Genomic DNA, 20,036 nt, shown 5'->3' with positions numbered 1-20,036 from the left:
GGTGCGGACCCGCATGCCGGGTGGTGTGGCAGGGGAGCGGCCTGTGAAGGCCGTCCCCTATGCCGATTCCGTTGTAACGCAGGAAAACCGCGTTACCGTTTATCGCGGGCAAGCCACGCTCCCACAGGTTTTATGTCGTTCAGAACAGATTATGTTAGACGCAAAACCTGTGGGAGCGTGGCTTGCCCGCGATGGCGGTGTGTCAGGCAAATACTAATGCATCAGGCACATCCACATCCCACAACACACCGGGATCATCCACCGCCACCTCGACCACCCTCGCCTGCGCGAACAGCGACTTGGCGCCCTGATCCCCGGTTAGTGCCATCAATCCTGGCCCAAAACTTCGTCCAAACCCCACCGGATGCCCATATTGTCCCTCATGCACCGGCACGCTGATGGCGTCATCCGCAATGGCCGCGACGACCTGTTCAATGCTGGACGACAAGATAAACGGCATATCCCCCAGCACGATCAGCCAGCCACCGAGTTGCGAGCACGCGGCCACACCCGCCGCAATGCTGTCGCCCAGACCGGTCGACTCGATTCGCACAATCTCGCAACCATAGGCTTGAGCCATGCGAATCACCTGCGGGCGATCCGCCGTGGTCACCAGCACGCGCTTCTCGAGCGCGGCCGGCAGATTCACCAGCACCTGTTCGATCACCGAATGCACGGTGACGCCGTCACGACCGGTGCAATCCACTAGCAGCTTGTCCTTATCGTCACCCGCTACCTGCCGAAACCGACTGCCCTGCCCCGCGGCCACTACGATAACGCCGATGGGGTCGCTCATACGCCCTCCTGCAACGGCCTCTTCTGTTTCAGCTCGACGCCGTTCTTGATCGCCACAATTTCTGCCAGCAGCGACAAGGCGATTTCCGCCGGTGTATGGCTGCCGATGTGCAAACCGATCGGGCCGTGCAAGCGCTCGATGGCTTGTTGTGACAAGCCTAGCTGAGCCAGATTGTCCCGGCGCTTCTGGCTGTTGATCCGCGAACCCAGCGCGCCGACATAAAATGCCTTGGAGTCCAGCGCCGTGAGCAGCGCCATGTCATCCAGGCGCGGATCGTGGGTCAACGCGACAATGGCTGTGCGCTCGTCGGTCTGGATGGTCAGCACCGCTTCGTCGGGCATGCCCGGGACGAAGCGACCGTGTTGCTCTTCCCAGCCGTAGACGAACTCGGTGCGCGGATCGCAGATCAGCACTTCGAAATCCAGCAGCCGCGCTATCTCCGCAACGTAGCGCGACAATTGGCCGGCGCCGATCAGCAACAGCCGCCAGCGCGGACCATAAATGGCGCGCAAGGTCTGCCCGTCAAACACCAGCGCATCGGTCTTGCTCGCTGGCTGCAAAACCACTTCACCGGTCGCCAGATTCAGCTCACGCGCAACGATCTCATGGGCCTCGCAGCGCGTCAGCAATTCGGCGACCCACGACGGATCGCCGATCCGCTCCTCGGTCAGGCGCAACGTGCCGCCGCACGGCAAACCAAACCGTGCAGCCTCCTCACGGGTGACGCCATAGGTAATCAATTGCACCGGCGGCCCATCGGCCGGAATACGGCCATCGTGCAGCCGGGCAATCAGGTCATCCTCGACACAGCCACCGGACACTGAACCAATCACCACACCATCTTCACGCAAGGCGAGCATGGCGCCGGGTGCCCGGGGCGCGGTGCCCCAGGTCTGAACCACGCTGTACAACATCACCCGCTGACCGGCGCGGCGCCATTCCAGCACGCTGCGCAGGACATTCAGATCAACGCTGTCCATCAGGCTTGCGCCTTCTGCCAACCTTGCAGCTGATAGCGCACCGGCAGGTTACGGATGCGCTTGCCGGTGGCGGCGAAGATCGCGTTGCACAGCGCTGGCGCAATCGGCGGCACGCCCGGCTCACCGACTCCGCCCAACGGCACATTGCCCGGTGGCGTAACCAGATGCACGGCAACTTCTTTTGGTGCCAGAGACATGCGCGCCACCTCGTACATGTGGAAATTGTCCTGCTGAACCTTGCCGTCCTTGAAACTGATTTCCCCCAGCACCGCGTTGCCCAGGCCCATGACGCAGGCACCTTCGAACTGCGAGCGAATACGCTCGGGGTTGATCTGCGGACCGCAATCCACGGCGATGTCGGCCTTGTGCACGATCAACGTGCCATCGTCCTTGACTTCAACCTCGATCACCGCCGCCACATAAGTGACGAAGCTGTAATGCACCGCCAGGCCCAGGCCGCGGCCCTTGGGTAACTGACGCCCCCAACCGGCGGCTTTGGCGGCGGTTTCCAGCACGGTGCGCATCCGCGCGGTATCGATCGGGTAACGCTCGGGGGATTCACCGTAGTTCCACTCTTCACTCAAAGTGCGCGGATCGATCTGACGGTCCGGGCCAAGCAGCTTGATCTGGTACTTGAGCGGATCCTGACCGGCCTTATGGGCCAGTTCATCGACAAAGCTCTGAATCGCAAAGCCATGGGGAATGTTCGACACCGAGCGATACCAGCCGACCCGGGTATGGACCGCCGCTTCAGGGTTTTCCAGGCGCACGTTGGGGATCGCATAAGCCATGTTGGTAAAGCCCATGCCCAGCTCGAAAGCCGCCTCATGGTTCATGCCCGGCGCGAACAGCGCGGTGATGCTCGGCGCCACCGTGCGGTGCAGCCAGCCGGACGGCAGGCCGTCCTTGTTCAGGCTGGCCTTCAGGTATTCGGCGGACACGGTGTGGAAATAGGAGTTGTGGATGTCGTCTTCACGGGTCCACTGCACCCGCACCGCTTTGCCCGGAAACTCCTTGGCCAGGATCGCCGCTTCAATGACGAAGTCCGGCTTGGATTTGCGACCGAAACCGCCACCGAGCAAGGTGACGTTGAGCGTGACGTTATCGAATGGGATGCCGAGGCGCTCGCCGATCCGTTCACGGGTGACTTGCGGTGCCTGACTTGGGGCCCAGGCTTCGCACACGCCGTCCTTGAAACGGGCAATGGCGACCATCGGTTCCATTGGCGATTGCGCCAGGTGCGGCAGGTAATAAGAGGCTTCGAGGGTGCTGTCGGCGCTGCTCATGGCCTGGTCGATGCTGCCGGTATTGCGCACCACTTTGCCGGGCTTGAGGGACGCGGCTTCGAGTTCCTTGCGGTAGGCAATCGAGTCGTAACTGGCATTGGGGCCGTCATCCCACTCGATTTTCAGCGCCTCGCGGCCCTTGATCGCCGCCCAGGTATTGCTGGCCACCACGGCCACACCGCCCAGAGGCTGGAACTCGGACGGCAATGGACGGCTTTCGACTTGCAGAACCTTGATCACGCCCGGGACTTTCATCGCGGCGCTGGCATCGAAGGATTTGACCTTGCCGCCATAGACCGCTGGACGCGCGATGGTGGCGAAAAGCATGCCGTCGAAATGCACATCGGCGCCGTAGACCGCGCGACCATTGACGATGTCCGCACCGTCGATGGCCTTGGTGCCTTCCTTGCCGATGTAACGGAATTCTGAGGGCTGCTTGAGCCGCAGGCTGTCGCGAGCCGGCACCGTCAGTGCACCGGCAGCAGCGGCCAATGCGCCGTAGCCCAGTTCACGCCCGGTCGGTTTATGGATGACTTTGTGCAGTTGCGCATGGCACTCACTGACCGGCACTTTCCACTGCTCGGCGGCGGCTTGCTCAAGCATGGTCCGCGCGGCAGCCCCGCAACGGCGCATCGGCTCGTACCAGTGACGCATGCTGCGCGAACCGTCAGTGTCCTGGTTGCCGAAACGCACTTCGTCGCCCGGCGCCTGTTGCACTTTGACCAGTGCCCAGTCGGCCTCCAACTCATCGGCCACTACCATGGTCAGGCTGGTGCGCACGCCCTGGCCCATTTCCGAGCGGTTGCAGACCACGGTCACGCTGCCATCGGCGGCGATGCTGACATAAACCTTAGGATCATCGATCCAGCCGTTGGGCATACCGTCGGCGCCGAACTTCTTGTCTTTTTCGGCGGCAAGCGCGTCCTGCCAGCCCCAGCTTGCCGCCAGAACCAGCGCACTGGTGGCGCCCACGCCTTTGAGGAAACCACGGCGGCTGAGGTTGCTCAAATTGCTCAGCGCAAAATCATTCGGTAACTGGCTCATGCCTTGGCCTCCTTCAGGTGAGTGGATGCCTGGCGGATGGCGGTCTTGATCCGGTTGTAGGTGCCGCAACGGCAAATGTTACCGACCATCGCCTCTTCAATCTGCTCGTCGCTGGGGTTCGGATTGGTTTTCAGCAATGCGGTGGCCGACATGATCTGCCCGCCCTGACAGTAACCGCACTGAGCCACAGCGCTGTCGAGCCAGGCTTGCTGGACAACTTTGCCGACCGGGTCGGCGTGCAGGTTGTCGATGGTGGTGACGTTCTGGCCGACTACCGAGCCGATCGGCGTGATGCAACTGCGCGCAGGCGCGCCGTCGATATGAATGGTGCAGGCGCCACACAGGCCCATGCCGCAGCCAAATTTGGTGCCGTTGTAACCGGCCACGTCACGGATCGCCCAGAGCAGCGGCATGTCCTCGGTGACATCGAGTTGATGATCTTGTCCATTGAGTTTCAGGGTAATCATGGGCACGCCCGCATAGTGATAGAGGTTATGGGGTCGAGCAATCTGCCGCGTGGATTCCTTCACGCAGATCGACTCAGGCTAATGGGCTCTCTTATGCGGACAGCAACGTCTGCACCGGGCCTTTGGTGGAGCAAATGCTTGCATCGTTAGGTAGCTAAGTTAACCCAGCATTAACAAAAAAGCCCTGCACATTTGAAGATGTGCAGGGCTTTGGAATCAGCCGTGAAAGCGTAGCCTCAATACCGATTGGGCTCCATTTCCAGGTCGACGTGGAAACGTTCTGAAATGTCTTTTTGAATGCGTTGCGCCAGATTCAACAATTGCAGGCCCGTTGCGGTGCCGTAGTTGACCAGCACCAGCGCCTGTAATTTATGCACACCGGCATCACCGTCTCGAAAGCCTTTCCAGCCGGCCCGTTCGATGAGCCAGCCCGCCGCCAGTTTCATTTGGCCGTCAGGTTGCGCGTAGGCCACCAGCTCCGGGTACTGCTCCTTGAGTTGCGCCACCAATGTCGCCGGCACCAAGGGGTTCTTGAAGAAGCTGCCGGCATTGCCAAGCACCGCCGGGTCCGGGAGCTTTTCGTTGCGAATGCTGCAGATGGCCTGGCTAACATCGGTAGGCGTCGGGTGATCGATGCCCAGCGATGTCAGGCGCTGGCGAACCGGGCCGTATTCCAGGTGCAGGTGCGCGGTGCGCGTGAGGATGAAACGCACCCGCAGGATCAACCAGCGCCCCGGCTCCTGTTTGAACAGGCTGTCGCGGTAGGCGAAGTTGCACTCGGCCAGCGTGAAGTCCCGCAGCTCGCCGGTCTGGCGATCAAGGGCCGTCAGGCCGGCAAAAACGTCTTTTATCTCGACACCGTAAGCGCCGATGTTCTGCATCGGTGCCGCGCCCACCGTGCCGGGGATCAGGCTGAGGTTCTCCAGCCCCGACAACCCTTGCGCCAAGGTGTGTTGCACAAACGGATGCCACGGCTCCCCCGCTTCGGCTTCGATCACAACCTGGTTGCCGTCATCGCTCAATAGGCGAATTCCCCGTGTGGCCATGCGCAGCACCAATGCCTGCACATCAGCGGTCAGCAGCAGATTACTGCCGCCACCGATCACCAGCACGGGCACATCATGTTCCAACCCATAGGCCAGGGCTTCGCGCACGTCAGCATCGCTATGGGCCTCGGCAAACAGCCGGGCCTGAACATCCACGCCAAAGCTGTTGAACGGCTTGAGCGATACCAGCGGATGTACCTGCAAACTCATAACCGTCCCTTCAATTCGATCACCAGCAAATCGGTGGCGCGCTCGATCAGGTCCAGGACCTGTTCGAAACCCTGCTCGCTGTCGTGATAAGGGTCCGGCACTTCATCGACTTCCGACTGGTAGCGACGCAGGAACAGGTCCAGTTCGGCCTTGCCCTTGGCCGGTTGCAGGGCCTTGAGGTGGCGCAGGTTGCTGTTGTCCATCGCCAGAATCAGGTCGTAGGTGGCGAAATCTGCACGGCTGACTTGCTGCGCGCGCTGGGCCGACAAGTCATAACCGCGCAGCTTCGCCGCGGCCTGGCTGCGCTTGTCCGGGGCCTTGCCGACGTGCCAGTCGCCGGTGCCGGCGGAAGCCACTTCGACTTGATCGGCCAGCCCCGCCTCACGCAGTTTGTGCCGCAACACGCCTTCGGCTGTGGGAGAGCGGCAGATATTGCCCAGGCAGACGAACAGAACCCGCATCAAGCCTCCAGCAAGCGACGAACGCGCTCGAGGTCTTCAATGGTGTCGACACCGGTGGGGGGTGCGATCAGCGCATCGGCGACGTGAATCCGCACGCCGTGCCAGAGCGCCCGCAGTTGCTCCAGAGACTCGGTGTTTTCCAGCCAGCACGGGCCCCAAGTGACGAAGTCCTGCAGGAAACCGGCGCGATAGGCATAAATGCCGATGTGACGGCGATACGGCACACCTTCCGGCAATTGCTCGCGGCTCTTGGCGAACGCGTCGCGAGCCCACGGCAAGGTGGCACGACTGAATGTCAGTGCCAGGCCATTGAGGTCGCTGACCACCTTGACCACATTGGGATTGAACAGGGTTTCCACGTCTTCGATCGGCTCGGCCAGGGTGGCCATGCGCGCTTCGGTGTGGGCAGCCAGATTAGCGGCGACCTGATCGATCACGCTCGGCGGAATCAACGGCTCGTCGCCCTGAACGTTAACCACGATGGCGTCCGGGGCCAGGCCCAGTTTCGCCGCGACTTCGGCCAGACGGTCAGTGCCGGAATTGTGGTCTTCGCGGGTCAGCACCACTTCGGCACCAAAGCCTTTGCAGGCCTCTATGATGCGCGCATCGTCGGTGGCCACGACCACGCGCTGGGCACTGCTTTTGCTCGCTTGTTCCCAGACGTGCTGGATCATCGGCTTGCCGGCGATCAGCAGCAGGGGTTTGCCCGGCAGACGGGTGGAGGCATAACGCGATGGAATGACGACGGTAAAGGCTGTGGTCATTTATCCAGACGCTCGTCAGTGGTCAGGGTGCGTGCTTCACTTTCGAGCATCACCGGGATGCCGTCGCGAATCGGATAGGCGAGGCCAGCGCCCTTGCTGATCAGCTCGGTTTTGTCGGCGCTGAGCTTGAGCGGACCTTTGCAGATCGGGCAAGCGAGAATATCGAGCAATTTGGTGTCCATGAACATTCCCTGGATAGAAACGGAGTTAAGGCAAAAGACGAGCCGGCAACAGGCGCATCAGCTGCGAATCGAACCAAGCCACGAAGGCCGGCGATGGCGCAGCATCGACCGCCAGGTACCACCAATCGGCGGCGGCGAAGGCACGGCACTTCACCGCGTCTTTTTCAGTCATCACCACTGGCAATGACGGTGTGAAATTCAAGGCCTGCACGCTGTATTCGGCGTGGTCGGCAAATGCATGCGGCACTGGCCGCCAGTGTAGCGTTTCGAGGGTCTTGAAGAAACGTTGGGGATTGCCGATCCCGGCCACGGCGTGAATGGCCTGGCCTGAGGGGAAATGGTCGATAGGCCGGCGTTCGCCGCTTTGCAGATTGACCAGCGCCGTGGGTTGCAACTGGAAGGCAAAACCGTCGATGCGGTCGGCAGTGGCACCGTTATAAAGCACCGCATCGACGCTTTGCAGCCGCTCGATCGGTTCGCGCAACGGTCCGGCCGGCAGGCAGCGCTGGTTGCCCAGCCCCCGGGCGGCATCGATCAGCACCAGTTCCAGATGCCGGGCCAGCCGGTAATGCTGCATGCCGTCGTCGGAGAGGATCAGGTCCAGCGGTTCGCTCGCCAGCAAGGCTTTGACCGCGCGGCTGCGGTCCGGGTCGATCATCAACGGCACGCCAGTGCGCTGGACGATCAACAGTGGTTCATCGCCCGCCACGTCCGCATCTTGATCCGCCTTGACCCGCCACGGCAATTGCGGCGGTTTGGCGCCGTAGCCACGGCTGACCACGCCGACCCGCAGCCCGCTGCGCTGGCAATGCTGGATCATCCACAGAATCAGCGGCGTCTTGCCGGTGCCGCCCACCGTGATGTTGCCGACCACGATCAGCGGCACCGGAGGTTGATAGATCTCGCCCTCACCGGCCAAAAAGCGCTTGCGCTTGCCAGTGACCACGCGTCGATACAACCATTCCAGAGGCTGCAACAGCTTCAACGCCGGATGGCCTTCGTACCACGCAGTGAGCAATCGATCGGACATGGCCATCAAGATGCCGGCGCCGCCTCGACTGTGGTCATGCGCAAGTGACTGAAACCGAGCTTGCCGGCAGCGTCCATCGCGGTGATGACGGACTGATGGGGGGTCTTGCCATCAGCGCTGATGGACAACGGCATATTGGTGTCGCCATTGGATTCTTTCTGTAGCGCTTCCATCAGGCTGGTCAGATCGTTCTTCGGCAACAACTGGTTGTTCACGGAGAACACACCTTCGGCACTGATGGCGATGTCCAGTTGCTTGGTCTGCTGGTCCTCGGCCGGGGAACCGCTGACGGCTTCCGGCAAGTCGACGCGCAACTGGGTTTCACGAGTGAAGGTGGTGGTCACAACGAAAAACAGCAGCAAGATAAACACCACGTCAATCAACGACGCGAGGTTGATGTCTATCGTTTCCCGTGGTTTACGACGGAATTTCACGCTTTGCCCCCAGACAGATCCACGTCGCGGTCACCCTGCACTACCTCGACCAGCTTGATCGCTTCCTGCTCCATGCCCACCACCAACTCATCTATGCGGCGTTGCAGGAAGCGGTGGAAGAACACGGCCGGGATGCCGACCATCAGACCGGCGGCGGTGGTGATCAGCGCTTTGGAAATACCACCGGCCAGCACTGAAGCGTTGGTGCCCATGCCCGTGCCCATGAACGCACTGAAAATATCGATCATGCCCAGCACCGTACCCAGCAAACCCAGCAACGGGGCCATGGCGGCGATGGTGCCAAGGGCGTTGATGTAGCGTTCGAGCTCGTGAATTACCCGCGCAGCGGCCTCTTCGATGCACTCTTTCATGATCTCGCGACCATGCCTGGAGTTCGCCAGACCGGCGGCCAGGATCTCGCCCAACGGAGAGTTGGCGCGCAGCTCCTTGAGTTTTTCTTTATTGAGTTGTTTGTCCTTGATCCAGACCCAGACCTGCCCGAGCAAGTACTCGGGGGTCACGCGGCTGGCACGCAGGGTCCACAGACGCTCGGCAACGATCGCCATGGCCGCGATGGAACTCAGAATGATCGGCAGCATCATCCAGCCGCCGGATTTGACCAATTCCCACACAGTGACAGTCCCCTCGAAAAGTGCGCCACTCTAACATAGGGGGTGGACGCACCGAAGACCGCGATGTCGCATCCGGTCGGGCTTCAATAGTTCGGGTTACTGGCTGGATGGTGGCAGATCGCGCCAGAAGCGCCGTTCTTGAAGCATCGTCCACGGCGGCTTGAAGCGTCCCAGTTGCAGACGAATGGCACCTTGCTCGGCGCTGTCGTAGATCGCCACGCCGCGTTTTTGATACCGCGCCACGACCGTGGGATGGGGATGGCCGAAAGAATTGCCGTTGCCACGGGAGATCAGCACCGCTTTGGGTTGCAATACGTTGAGCAACGACATCGAAGATGAACTGCGACTGCCATGGTGCGGGGCCTGCAACCAATCCGTCGGCACCGCCAATGGACTGTCGAGCAGCGCCCGCTCGGCTGCGGCATCGATGTCACCGGTCAGCAGCAACCGCTCGCCGCTGGCTTCAATCTGCAACACGCAGGATTTCTGATTGCTGTCGCTGGCAGACGGCCACTGCCAGAGTTGAAACTTCACGCCGTCCCAGGCCCATTGTTGACCGCTCTCGCAGCCATCGGCGTGCAGTTCGTCTGGCAGGGCCAGATGATCGCCACTCAGTACTTGCTTCACCGGTATTCCATTGGCAATTGCTCGCGCACCGCCGGCGTGATCGGCATCGGCGTGGCTGATCAGCATCAGATCGAGTCCGTTCACCCCCAGTTTGCGCAATGACGGCAGCACCACCCGCTCCCCCAGGTCGATATCGCCGAACCGTGGCCCGGCGTCATACAGCAAGGTGTGATGGCGAGTGCGCACCAGAATCGCCAAACCTTGACCGACATCCAGCTGCCAGACCTCGGCCATGCCTTCAGGTAACGTGTGCCGGGGCGGAAAAACCAGCAAAAGCAACATCGGCCAGCCCAACGGACGCAACGGCACGCCTCGCGGCAGTAACAGCACAAAGGCGCCCAGCGTGCCGAATGCCCATACCCACAACGGGACCGCCACCGGTACCCACGCGGGCATTTGCCCGGCTATCAACGCCAACCCCTTGAACAAAAGATCGATCAGACCGCCGGCCAACCACAGCAACCCGTCCCCCATATAAGGAACGGGCAACAATATCGTCCCAAGCAAAGCCGGCGGCAGGACCACCAGACTGACCCAGGGCACCGCCAGCAAATTGGCCAGCGGCCCGCTGAGACTGATCGGTAACCCCAGCACCAACAGCAGCGGGCACAGACCGATCGCGATCAGCCATTGGGCACGGGTCCAGGTTTGCCACCAGCGCCATGCCCCCAATCGGCCGCCAAAAGTGAAAATCAGTACCGCCACCGCCGCAAACGACAACCAGAAACCCGGTTGCAGGCTCGCCAGCGGATCCAGCAGCAAAACACCGTCAAGCGCCAGCAATAGCGGCCACCATGCGCCAAGGTGACGAAACCGTAGTCGCCACAACAGCACCAGACCGATCATCAGGCAGGCCCGCCGCACCGGCACTTCGAAGCCGGCCAGCAGCCCATAACCGAGCGCCGCCGCGAACGCCAGTCCGCATGCCCATGGCAGCCACGGCAAACGCCTGGGCCACAAACCATAACGCGCCAAACCGGCAATCAGCAGATACACCACTCCCGCCAGCAAACCAATGTGCTGCCCGGAAATCACCAACAGATGAACGGTGCCGGTGTCTTGCAGCACCTGCCAGTCCTCACGACTCAATCCGGCGCCATCCCCCAGCACCAACGCTGTCAGCGCCCCCGTTCGCCCTTGGGCATCCACGGCCTGCAAACGCTGACGGATGCCGTCGCGCCAGGCCCACTTCGCCTCCATCAGTCGCTGACCGTCCTTGACGGTTCCGGTGGCGCCAATGTGCCGGGCCAGTAACCAGGCGTCGTAATCGAACGCATGCGGGTTAAGCAACCCGGCAGGACGCTTCAATTTGACCGCCAGCCGCCAATGCTCGCCGCTGTTGACGGGCGGCCCGCCATACCAGGCCAGACGCAGGTGCCCAGGCAGGCTGGTGCGACGCGACTGACTGTCCGTCAGTTCGAACCGCACCACCCCCTCGGCCTGCTGCGGTAACCCGGTCACACGACCTTCGACCCAGCGAGTCTCGCCATCAAGATTCAGCGCCAGGCGATCATTCAGCGCCCACTGTGCATTCGCACCCGCCCAACTGAAACCGAACAAAAAAAATGCCAAGGGAAAAGTTCGAAACGGCAGCAACATCAAACCCGCTACCGGCATCAACAGCCACAACCAGACCGGCGGTAATACCGGTAAATAACGCAAGGCCAGCAGGCCCAACGCCAGCGCCATCATCCCTGTGCGCATAAGCCCGTCCTTGAGAGTCCCCTCCCTATGCATAGACGGCGCGCCGCACGGACGTCGTTATCAATTGTCACAAAGTCTGAATGGGCGGTTCGTAGAATCCAGACATACTTGCCGCCTGAACCGACCGAGAAGCCTTATGCCCCGGCGCTTATTCAAACGTTACATGCCAGACCCGACCAGCATCAGGGAACACAAATCCTTACGCTTTCTCGGCACCCTGCTGCATGACCCGAACCTCTGGCACCTCAATCGCCACTCCGTTGCGCGGGCCATGGCGGTCGGTCTGTTCGCGGCGTTCCTGCCCATTCCGTTGCAGATGCTGTTGGCGGCGATCCTTGCCATTGTGGTGCGCGGCAACATGCCGATTGCCGTCAGCCTGGTCTGGCTGACCAACCCGATCACCATGCCGGCGGTGTTCTTCTGCACTTACCAGACCGGCGCCTGGCTGATGGACGTCCCCGCACGCAGCCTGCCGGATGAATTGACCTGGGAGTGGATCAGCGGCGAACTCTCGAGCCTGTGGCAACCGTTCTTGCTCGGCTCGGTGGTCACGGGGCTGGTGCTTGGGGCGTTGGCCTATTGCCTGGTGATGATGTATTGGCGCTGGTGGGTGAGTCGGCAGTGGAAGCGGCGTAAGAAAAGCCGGATGCAAGAATAAAAACGGCCTCCAGTGCGGAGGCCTTTTTTTGCGGTGTCTGGGCTGACGTCATCGCGGGCAAGCCCGCTCCCACAGGGATCTGTGTCGTTCACAAATAATGTGGCCAACTCCAATTCACTGTGGGAGCGGGCTTGCTCGCGAAGCAGGCGACTCGGTCTTCCTTAGGTGCGCATCCCCCGCCCGCTCACCAGCAACCGCGCACAACCGATGTACAGCACAACAGTCGCAATGAGCATGAAGGTGATCGCCACGCTGATCTTGATATCAGAAACGCCGAGGATGCCGTAACGGAAGGCGTTGACCATGTGCAGCACCGGGTTGGCCAGTGACACGGTCTGCCAGAACGGTGGCAGCAAGCTGATCGAGTAGAACACCCCGCCCAGGTACGTCAACGGCGTCAGCACGAACGTCGGGATGATCGAGATATCATCGAAATTGCGCGCAAATACCGCGTTGATGAAACCCAGCAGCGAGAAGATCGTCGCCGTCAGCACCACCACCAGAACGGTCACGCCCAAGTGATGCACCTGCAATTGAGTGAAGAACAACGACAGCAGGGTCACGATGATCCCGACCATCAAACCACGCAGCACGCCGCCGAGGGTGTAGCCGATCAGAATCGTATGCGGCGACACCGGCGACACCATCAACTCTTCGATGGAGCGCTGGAACTTGCTGCCAAAGAAACTCGACACCACGTTGCCGTAGGAGTTGGTGATCACCGACATCATGATCAGCCCCGGCACGATGTACTCCATGTAAGTGAAGCCACCCATGTCGCCGATCTGCCGACCGATCAGATTGCCAAAGATCACGAAGTACAAAACCATGGTGATTGCCGGCGGCAGCAAGGTCTGCGGCCAGATCCGGGTGAAGCGTTTGACCTCACGGTAAACGATGGTATTGAGGGCAACGAGGTTGGGTTGCAGCTCTGAACTCATACCGCCACCTTCGACAGATTTTTCTCCACCAGGGACACGAACAACTCCTCGAGGCGATTGGTTTTGTTACGCAGGCTCAACACTTCGATGTTCTGCTGCGCCAATTGGGTGAACAGCGCGGTAATGCCCATGGCCTTGTCGACCTGGACTTCCAGGGTATGACTGTCGATCAGTTTTGCCGGGTAACCGAGCAACTGTGGCGCCACTTGCAACGTGTTCTTCATATCCAGCAGGAAGGTTTCGACATGCAGTTGGCTGAGCAACTGCTTCATGCTGGTGTTCTCGACAATGGTGCCGTGGTCGATGATGCCGATGTTGCGGCACAACTGCTCAGCCTCTTCCAGGTAGTGGGTGGTGAGGATGATGGTGATGCCTTTTTTGTTCAGTTCGGTGAGGAAGGTCCACATCGAGCGACGCAATTCGATGTCCACCCCCGCCGTCGGCTCGTCGAGGATCAGCAGGCGTGGTTCGTGGACCAGCGCCCGGGCGATCATCAGTCGGCGCTTCATGCCACCCGACAGGGAGCGCGACGGCACATCACGCTTGTCCCACAGGCCCAGTTGGGTCAGGTACTGCTCGGCGCGTTCCTTGGCGATTTTCGCCGGGATGCCGTAGTAACCGGCCTGGGTCACGACAATGTCGAACGTCTTTTCGAACTGGTTGAAGTTGAACTCCTGGGGCACCACGCCAATGCAGCGCTTGAGCGCCGCCGGTTCCTTATCCAGGTCATGACCAAAGATATTCACCGTTCCGCTGGTCTTGTTCACCAGGGTCGAGAGAATGCCGATGGTCGTGGATTTGCCGGCGCCGTTAGGGCCGAGCAAGGCGAAAAAGTCACCTTCGGCGACGTCCAGATCGATACCACTCAAGGCCTGGAAACCGTTGCCGTAGGTTTTGGTTAGCTGCCGGATGGACAGAGCGGAACTCATATCGGATTTACGCACCAAGAAGGGAAGAAAGGAATAAATAAGGGCGGGCGGCGAGCAATGCAACCGCGGCGCACGAGCGCAATGGTGCTTGTCGCTGCCACACAAGTACAGTCATGCGTGTCGATAGTGAGTATTAAGTCAACGCGGTCATGACGGCTTTGCGATACGCCGGACGCTGTTTCAGGCGCTCGTACCAGGCCTGCAAATGAGGCTGCGGCGCACGCTCGATCGGCATCTCGAACCAGGCATAAATGAAGCTGCCCAAGGGAATGTCACCCATGCCGATCTCATCGCCGGACAGGTACGGTTTGGCCGCCAGCGCTTGATCGGCCATCGACAGCAGATCGTCGCACTCCTTGATCGCTGCCTTGATGGCCGGCCAGTCCTGCTGGTCTTGCGGGGTGCGCAACACACCCCAGAACACCGTGCGGAAGGGGGTGGCAAAACTTGAAGTGGTCCAGTCCATCCACTTTTCGGCCGAGGCTCGGGCCTGCAGGTCTGTCGGATACCAGGCCGTATCGCTGGCGTGACGGGCCATCAGATAACGAACGATGGTGTTGGATTCCCACAGCACGAAACCGTCGTCTTCGATCACCGGCACGCGGCCGTTAGGATTCAGCGCGCGGTACTCAGGTGTGTCGACCACGCCAAAGGCGCCACCGGCATCGATGGCTTCATAGGCCAGGCCCAGTTCTTCGGCCGCCCACAACGGCTTCCTGACATTCGACGAGTTTTTCCGACCCCAGATCTTCAGCATGACCGCCCCTTCTTGGATGAATGCGCAGGCAGCATACGCCGGATCAGGCGCGACTCAAATCGCTCTGCATGTCACCCAGCAGCACCGGCAATTGCTCGCCGAACAGATGCGGATAGCACTTTTCCAGGTGTTCGAAAAAGAACGCTTCCGGCACATCAGTGAACTGGCCGTGATCGATCAGATATTCCATCAACTGCTCGCCGTCACGGTTGAAGGGGTGGAACACGCTGTCGTTGATCCCGTCGAACTCCAGCGGCGCGACATTGAACAATTCACAGAGTTGTTGATTGAAGGCTGGGGTGGCTTTGACCCAACGATCGTTCAGGTACAACTCGGTGTAGCCGTGCATGGCGAACACATCGCTTTTGAGCAATTCGAGCAGACGCGGCGTCGACAGGTGATTGCGCACATCTGCCAGACCGATACGCGCCGGGATCCCGCAATGCCGTGCTGCACCCGCCAGCAGCGTGGCTTTGGGCACGCAATAACTCTCCCCCGCCGCCAGCGCATAGCTGCCGCGCAAGGTCTCTGGATCGCGACTGAAGGTGTAAGGGTTGTAGCGCACGGCCTCACGCACTGCGTAATAGAGATTGATCGCTTGTTCGAGTGAACCGCGCCCGGCGCCACGATGTTTTTCGGCGAACTCCACCACCGAGGGGTGGTCACTGTCGATGAAGCGGCCGGGGCTCAGACATGTGTGCATGGGAACAATCTCCAGGGGGAAGCCACGAGTCTAGCGACAGCTTCAGCACAGAGATAACGACGTTTCGGCCAAATATCAGCGTTTGCCGACCTGTTGACGAAAGCGTTCAACCGTCCGCCCTCGAAATAACTGACGGATTTCAGCCGTTGCTTCCTACACGCTCAGACTCATGCTCTGACCACCCATTTTTATGGATGCCGTCTAAGCTCTGAAAGTGGTTTTGCCCCTGGCTTCATGGAGAATTGAATATGTTGCTGTTGTGGATACTGGTTCTGGTGGTCGGGATTGCCTACCTGGCACATCGGCGCACTGCGCCTCTGCCCGCCTTGGGCATCATTGCGGCCTATCTGCTGGCGATGGGCATCTTCAGCCATGCCCCCGTCTGGCTGATGCTGATTTTCTGGGTGATGCTCGCGGTCGTGAGCGCTTTCCTGGTGCTGCCGGATCTGCGCCGAAAACTCTTCACGGCGCCAATATTCGGATGGTTTCAAAAAAACCTGCCGCCGATGTCGCAAACCGAGCGTGAAGCCATTGAAGCCGGCACGGTCTGGTGGGATGGCGAGCTGTTCAGCGGTCGCCCGGACTGGAACAAACTGCTGGCCTATCCAAAAGCGCAACTGAGCGAAGAGGAACAAGCGTTCATCGATGGCCCGACCGAAGAGCTCTGCGCCATGGTCAGCGATTGGCAGATCGCCCAGTTGATGGATCTGCCGCCCCAGGCTTGGGACCACATCAAAAAGCATGGTTTTTTTGCCCTGATCATTCCCAAAGAATACGGAGGCAAAGGCTTCTCGGCTTATGCGCACTCCCAGGTAGCGATGAAACTGGCCACCCGCAGCGGCGACCTGGCGTCGACCGTCATGGTGCCCAACTCCCTCGGCCCGGCGGAACTGCTGCTGCATTACGGCACCGACGAACAACGCAATCATTACCTGCCACGGCTGGCACGCGGTGACGATATCCCCTGCTTTGCCTTGACGGGTCCGATGGCGGGCTCCAACGTCGGCGGAATGACCGACACCGGAGTGATCTGCAAAGGTGAATGGGAAGGCAAGGAAACCCTCGGCCTGCGTCTGAACTGGGAAAAACGCTACATCACCCTCGGCCCGGTGGCGACCTTGATCGGCCTGGCCTTCAAGGCCTATGACCCGGACCATCTGCTGGGCGACAAAGTCGACCTGGGGATCAGCCTCGCCTTGATTCCAACCCAGACCCCCGGTGTAGAAATCGGTCGCCGTCACCTGCCGCTGGGCGCCTCATTCATGAACGGTCCGAACTCTGGCAAGGATGTGTTCGTACCTTTGGAATTCATCATCGGCGGTCAGGAGATGCTCGGCGAGGGCTGGATGATGCTGATGAACTGCCTGTCGGTCGGGCGCTCCATTTCGCTGCCTGCCATCGGTACCGCTGCGGGCAAGTTCACCAGTCTGGTGACGGGCCAATACGCGCAGGTTCGTGAACAATTCAACGCACCGCTGTCAGCCTTCGAAGGGATTCAGGAAGCACTGGCGCGGATCGGCGGCAGTACCTGGCTGATGGACAGCGCACGGATGCTCACCGCCAACGCGGTCGACCTCGGCGAAAAGCCGTCGGTACCTTCGGCCATTATCAAATATCACCTCTCCGAACGCGGCCGCGAATGCATCAGCCACGCCATGGATGTTCACGGCGGCAGGGCCATTATCATGGGCCCGAACAACTACCTGGCGCGCAGCTGGCAAGGTGCGCCCATTTCCGTCACGGTCGAAGGTGCGAACATCCTGACACGCAACTTGATGATCTTCGGCCAGGGCGCTATTCGCTGCCATCCGTTCGTGCTCAAGGAAATGGCCCTCGCCCACCGCGAAGACAAACAACAGGCCCTGATCGAGTTCGATGCACTGCTGCTCGATCACATTGGTTTTGCCGTGTGCAACGCCGCCAGCACCCTGGTGCTGAACCTCGGGCTCGGGCATTTCGAACACATGCCCGGGGACAAGCTCAGCCAAGGCTATTTCCGTGCACTCAACCGTCAGGCCGCAGCCTTTGCTCTGCTTGCAGACCTGAGCATGATGCTGCTGGGCGGTGATTTGAAACGTCGTGAACGGCTGTCCGCACGTCTGGGGGATGTGCTCAGCTACCTGTATCTGGCCTCCGGTGCACTCAAGCGTTATCACGATCTCGATTCGCCGGAGCATATGCATCCGCTGTTCACCTGGGCCATGGAAGAGAGCCTCGGCCAGTCCGAACGTGCGCTGGACGAACTGCTGACCAACTTCCCGAACAAGGTGCTTGGATGCCTGATGCGGGTGATGGTGTTCCCTTTCGGTCGTCGCCACAGAGGCCCGTCGGACAGACTGGCGGCCAACGTCGCAGCCGTCATCGGCCGCCCCAAGGGCGATCCAACGCTTGAGGAGTTACTGGGGGGCTGCTATCGCCCGCAATCACCAGATGATTCGGTCGGCGCCCTGCAGCACGCTTGCGATTTGCTGAACGCGGCCAAACCGGTACAGAAAAAACTCAATACGGCGTTGAAAAGTCGCCAGGTCAAACCCACGCTCGGAGAATCTGCCATCGATGCCGCTCTGGAGGGTGGCGTCTTGCAACCGGTTGAAGCCCAGACCTTGCGTGAGGCAGAAGTGGCGCGACGCAAGGTGATTGATGTCGATGATTTCGACCCAAAGGAGCTGGTATTGGCCAAAGGCAAGGTCCGCTGATCGGGCGAACCCTGTGTCTTGCATGGGGCTCTTTACCGTGGCTCTTTACCATATGGCTCTTCACCATGTGAAATGGGGCGCAGGAGCTTTATACTCTCGCGCCCGTTTTGCTCTTGAGGACTTATCTCGTGTCCAACGTCGTTGCCGATCATCTCGTCTTGCTCGACCACCTGCGCAGCATCCTGGTCGCCGTAGGTGAGGCCGAACAGGTTCCCGAAGAAAGCCATGCCTTGTTCCTGGATCGCTTCGACGAACTGCGTGCATTGCTGCCGGTCGACCCGATCGAAAGCCAATACCTGGGCCAGGACATTCTGTGTCAGGTGATCACTCGCTATCCGCAAATCGCCCACCTGGTCCCGCGCGACCTGCTGTGGTACTTCGCCGGCGACTGCCTGCATTACATGCCCGATGATGAAATCGACCTGTACCAGGCCCTTGAAGAACGTCGCTTTGAAGCCGAACAGAACGACGAACCGTTCGACTGGAATCAGGAAAAACAGCTGCTGGCGATGTCGAACCAGGACAGCAAGCACTGATCCCATCGTCAGAAATGCAAAAGGCCCGCATGGTTGAACATACGGGCCTTTTTTGTTGGCCGGGATCTTGGCCTCAAAGCAACCCATCACTCTCGGGCAGCTCATACTCTGCCGCGACCTTGCCCAACGCACTTGGCTTGCCCGGCCTGCTCAAGGTCGGTTCCTTCTCCAGGCATTCCACCAGATAGTCGATAAACACCCGTAACTTGGGCGGTAGATAGCGGGTTGGCGAATGCAGCAGCCACGCACCTCCGTGGTAGGACGCCAGAAAAGTCCAGTCCGGCAGAACCTGCACGATCAGCCCTTGTTCCAGCGCATAACGGGCAGTGAAGTACGGCAGGCTGCCGATTCCGATGTGTTGCAATACCGCGCCCAGTCGCACGCCCGTGTGATTGGCGGCATAACGTCCGCGCACGCCGACGGTCACGGCTTTGCTGCCTTTCTTGAACTTCCAGCGCGCATCACTCGGGGTTTCGCCCAGATAGATGCAGCTGTGGTTAAGCAAGTCATGGGGATGAGTCGGGGTGCCGTGCTCGGCCAGATACTGCGGCGTTGCACAGAGCAAATGATCGATGGTCAGCAACTGCCGCCCCACCAGTCCGGCGGGAGGGCGATCGGTAATACGGATCGCCAGGTCGACGTTGTCGTCGATCAAATCCACCTGACGGTCCTCGAGCAACAACTCCACATTCACTTTGGGATAGCGCCGCAGGAATTCCGGCATGTGTGGATGAATCACGAATCGCCCGACGGCCTTAGGCACGCTGACGCGCACCAGCCCTTCCGCCTCATGGGTGAACTGACCGCTGATTTCCATCACCGATTTCGCCGCGCTGACCATCTCCTGGCAACGCTTGAACACCTCTTCGCCACCGTCACTCAGGCGCAACTTACGCGTAGTTCGTTGCAGCAGCCGCGTGGCGAGTGCCTTCTCCAGCCGCGAAATACTGCGACTCACCGCCGAGGGTGAAGAGCCCAATTGGCGGGCCGCTTCGGAGAAACTGCCGGTCTCGACAACCTTGACGAAAATCGCCATTTCACCGAGCAGCGGCAGGGGAAGATTTATGCTCACAGCGCAACAGTCCTTTGATGTTTGAACGGATTATCACGCAATTCCACGGTTCATATAATAAAAATAGAAACTTTAATAAGG

At 60.2% G+C, this 20,036-nt stretch carries 20 protein-coding genes; 3 read left to right on the top strand and 17 right to left on the bottom strand.

Annotation, left to right across the window (positions count from 1 at the left end):
* Window positions 1–202: 202 nt before the first annotated feature.
* The 12 genes from PSH88_RS08080 to PSH88_RS08025 form a co-directional block, all read right to left on the bottom strand.
* Complete coding sequence (locus PSH88_RS08080) at window positions 203–796, bottom strand: nucleotidyltransferase family protein (RefSeq protein ID WP_305425717.1); 594 nt, start codon at window positions 794–796, stop codon at window positions 203–205.
* The gene (locus tag PSH88_RS08075; protein WP_305425716.1) at window positions 793–1,776 is read right to left on the bottom strand and encodes an XdhC family protein; all 984 of its coding nucleotides are present in this window, start codon (window positions 1,774–1,776) and stop codon (window positions 793–795) included. The genes PSH88_RS08080 and PSH88_RS08075 overlap by 4 nt, the downstream gene beginning before the upstream one ends.
* Entirely contained in the window at window positions 1,776–4,106 is a 2,331-nt protein-coding gene (locus tag PSH88_RS08070; protein ID WP_305425714.1) for a xanthine dehydrogenase family protein molybdopterin-binding subunit, read from the bottom strand. The genes PSH88_RS08075 and PSH88_RS08070 overlap by 1 nt, the downstream gene beginning before the upstream one ends.
* Window positions 4,103–4,573, bottom strand: coding sequence for a (2Fe-2S)-binding protein (locus PSH88_RS08065; protein ID WP_038982082.1), 471 nt, complete (start codon window positions 4,571–4,573; stop codon window positions 4,103–4,105). Before PSH88_RS08065 ends, PSH88_RS08070 begins: the two co-directional genes overlap by 4 nt.
* 236 nt (window positions 4,574–4,809) lie before the next feature.
* On the bottom strand, window positions 4,810–5,829 hold the full coding sequence (murB, locus tag PSH88_RS08060) for a UDP-N-acetylmuramate dehydrogenase (protein WP_305425712.1): 1,020 nt from the start codon (window positions 5,827–5,829) through the stop codon (window positions 4,810–4,812).
* Window positions 5,826–6,290: a low molecular weight protein-tyrosine-phosphatase gene (locus PSH88_RS08055; RefSeq protein WP_305483504.1), complete on the bottom strand. Its 465-nt coding sequence runs from the start codon at window positions 6,288–6,290 to the stop codon at window positions 5,826–5,828. Before PSH88_RS08055 ends, murB begins: the two co-directional genes overlap by 4 nt.
* Entirely contained in the window at window positions 6,290–7,054 is a 765-nt protein-coding gene (gene kdsB / locus PSH88_RS08050) for a 3-deoxy-manno-octulosonate cytidylyltransferase (protein WP_305425710.1), read from the bottom strand. Before kdsB ends, PSH88_RS08055 begins: the two co-directional genes overlap by 1 nt.
* On the bottom strand, window positions 7,051–7,236 hold the full coding sequence (locus tag PSH88_RS08045) for a Trm112 family protein (RefSeq protein ID WP_003174668.1): 186 nt from the start codon (window positions 7,234–7,236) through the stop codon (window positions 7,051–7,053). The genes kdsB and PSH88_RS08045 overlap by 4 nt, the downstream gene beginning before the upstream one ends.
* A 25-nt stretch (window positions 7,237–7,261) precedes the next feature.
* Complete coding sequence (lpxK, locus tag PSH88_RS08040; protein ID WP_305425709.1) at window positions 7,262–8,272, bottom strand: tetraacyldisaccharide 4'-kinase; 1,011 nt, start codon at window positions 8,270–8,272, stop codon at window positions 7,262–7,264.
* On the bottom strand, window positions 8,272–8,700 hold the full coding sequence (locus PSH88_RS08035) for an ExbD/TolR family protein (RefSeq protein ID WP_095634888.1): 429 nt from the start codon (window positions 8,698–8,700) through the stop codon (window positions 8,272–8,274). The genes lpxK and PSH88_RS08035 overlap by 1 nt, the downstream gene beginning before the upstream one ends.
* Complete coding sequence (locus tag PSH88_RS08030) at window positions 8,697–9,332, bottom strand: MotA/TolQ/ExbB proton channel family protein (RefSeq protein WP_305425708.1); 636 nt, start codon at window positions 9,330–9,332, stop codon at window positions 8,697–8,699. Before PSH88_RS08030 ends, PSH88_RS08035 begins: the two co-directional genes overlap by 4 nt.
* Window positions 9,333–9,428: 96 nt before the next feature.
* The gene (locus PSH88_RS08025; RefSeq protein ID WP_305425707.1) at window positions 9,429–11,663 is read right to left on the bottom strand and encodes a DNA internalization-related competence protein ComEC/Rec2; all 2,235 of its coding nucleotides are present in this window, start codon (window positions 11,661–11,663) and stop codon (window positions 9,429–9,431) included.
* A gap of 136 nt (window positions 11,664–11,799) precedes the next feature.
* On the opposite strand from PSH88_RS08025, the gene PSH88_RS08020 reads away from it, so the two are divergent.
* A complete protein-coding gene (locus PSH88_RS08020) occupies window positions 11,800–12,321 on the top strand; it encodes a DUF2062 domain-containing protein (RefSeq protein WP_305425706.1) in 522 nt (173 codons plus the stop codon).
* A gap of 161 nt (window positions 12,322–12,482) precedes the next feature.
* On the opposite strand, the gene PSH88_RS08015 is transcribed toward PSH88_RS08020, so the two are convergent.
* The 4 genes from PSH88_RS08015 to PSH88_RS08000 form a co-directional block, all read right to left on the bottom strand.
* Window positions 12,483–13,262 carry an ABC transporter permease gene (locus PSH88_RS08015; RefSeq protein WP_007905224.1) on the bottom strand — a complete coding sequence of 260 codons (780 nt, stop codon included), beginning with the start codon at window positions 13,260–13,262 and terminating at the stop codon, window positions 12,483–12,485.
* On the bottom strand, window positions 13,259–14,191 hold the full coding sequence (locus PSH88_RS08010; RefSeq protein ID WP_123494600.1) for an ABC transporter ATP-binding protein: 933 nt from the start codon (window positions 14,189–14,191) through the stop codon (window positions 13,259–13,261). The genes PSH88_RS08015 and PSH88_RS08010 overlap by 4 nt, the downstream gene beginning before the upstream one ends.
* Before the next feature lie 133 nt (window positions 14,192–14,324).
* Entirely contained in the window at window positions 14,325–14,948 is a 624-nt protein-coding gene (locus PSH88_RS08005) for a glutathione S-transferase family protein (protein ID WP_305425703.1), read from the bottom strand.
* Between the two features lie 43 nt (window positions 14,949–14,991).
* Window positions 14,992–15,651 carry a transglutaminase-like domain-containing protein gene (locus PSH88_RS08000; protein WP_305425702.1) on the bottom strand — a complete coding sequence of 220 codons (660 nt, stop codon included), beginning with the start codon at window positions 15,649–15,651 and terminating at the stop codon, window positions 14,992–14,994.
* A gap of 248 nt (window positions 15,652–15,899) precedes the next feature.
* Between PSH88_RS08000 and PSH88_RS07995 the strand changes: the two genes are divergently transcribed.
* Complete coding sequence (locus PSH88_RS07995) at window positions 15,900–18,347, top strand: acyl-CoA dehydrogenase (RefSeq protein ID WP_305425700.1); 2,448 nt, start codon at window positions 15,900–15,902, stop codon at window positions 18,345–18,347.
* A gap of 128 nt (window positions 18,348–18,475) precedes the next feature.
* Window positions 18,476–18,883 (top strand): PA2817 family protein, encoded by a 408-nt coding sequence (locus PSH88_RS07990; RefSeq protein ID WP_305425699.1) that lies wholly within the window; start codon window positions 18,476–18,478, stop codon window positions 18,881–18,883.
* Between the two features lie 73 nt (window positions 18,884–18,956).
* Here the strand turns inward: PSH88_RS07990 and PSH88_RS07985 are convergent, their stop codons facing one another.
* Window positions 18,957–19,955: a LysR family transcriptional regulator gene (locus PSH88_RS07985; RefSeq protein ID WP_305425697.1), complete on the bottom strand. Its 999-nt coding sequence runs from the start codon at window positions 19,953–19,955 to the stop codon at window positions 18,957–18,959.
* Between the last annotated feature and the right edge of the window lie 81 nt (window positions 19,956–20,036).

The sequence above is a fragment of the Pseudomonas wuhanensis genome (assembly GCF_030687395.1).
Taxonomy (GTDB): domain Bacteria; phylum Pseudomonadota; class Gammaproteobacteria; order Pseudomonadales; family Pseudomonadaceae; genus Aquipseudomonas; species Aquipseudomonas wuhanensis.
The sequence above is the reverse complement of the archived record's forward strand: the minus strand, read 5'-3'. Positions and strand labels throughout refer to the sequence as shown.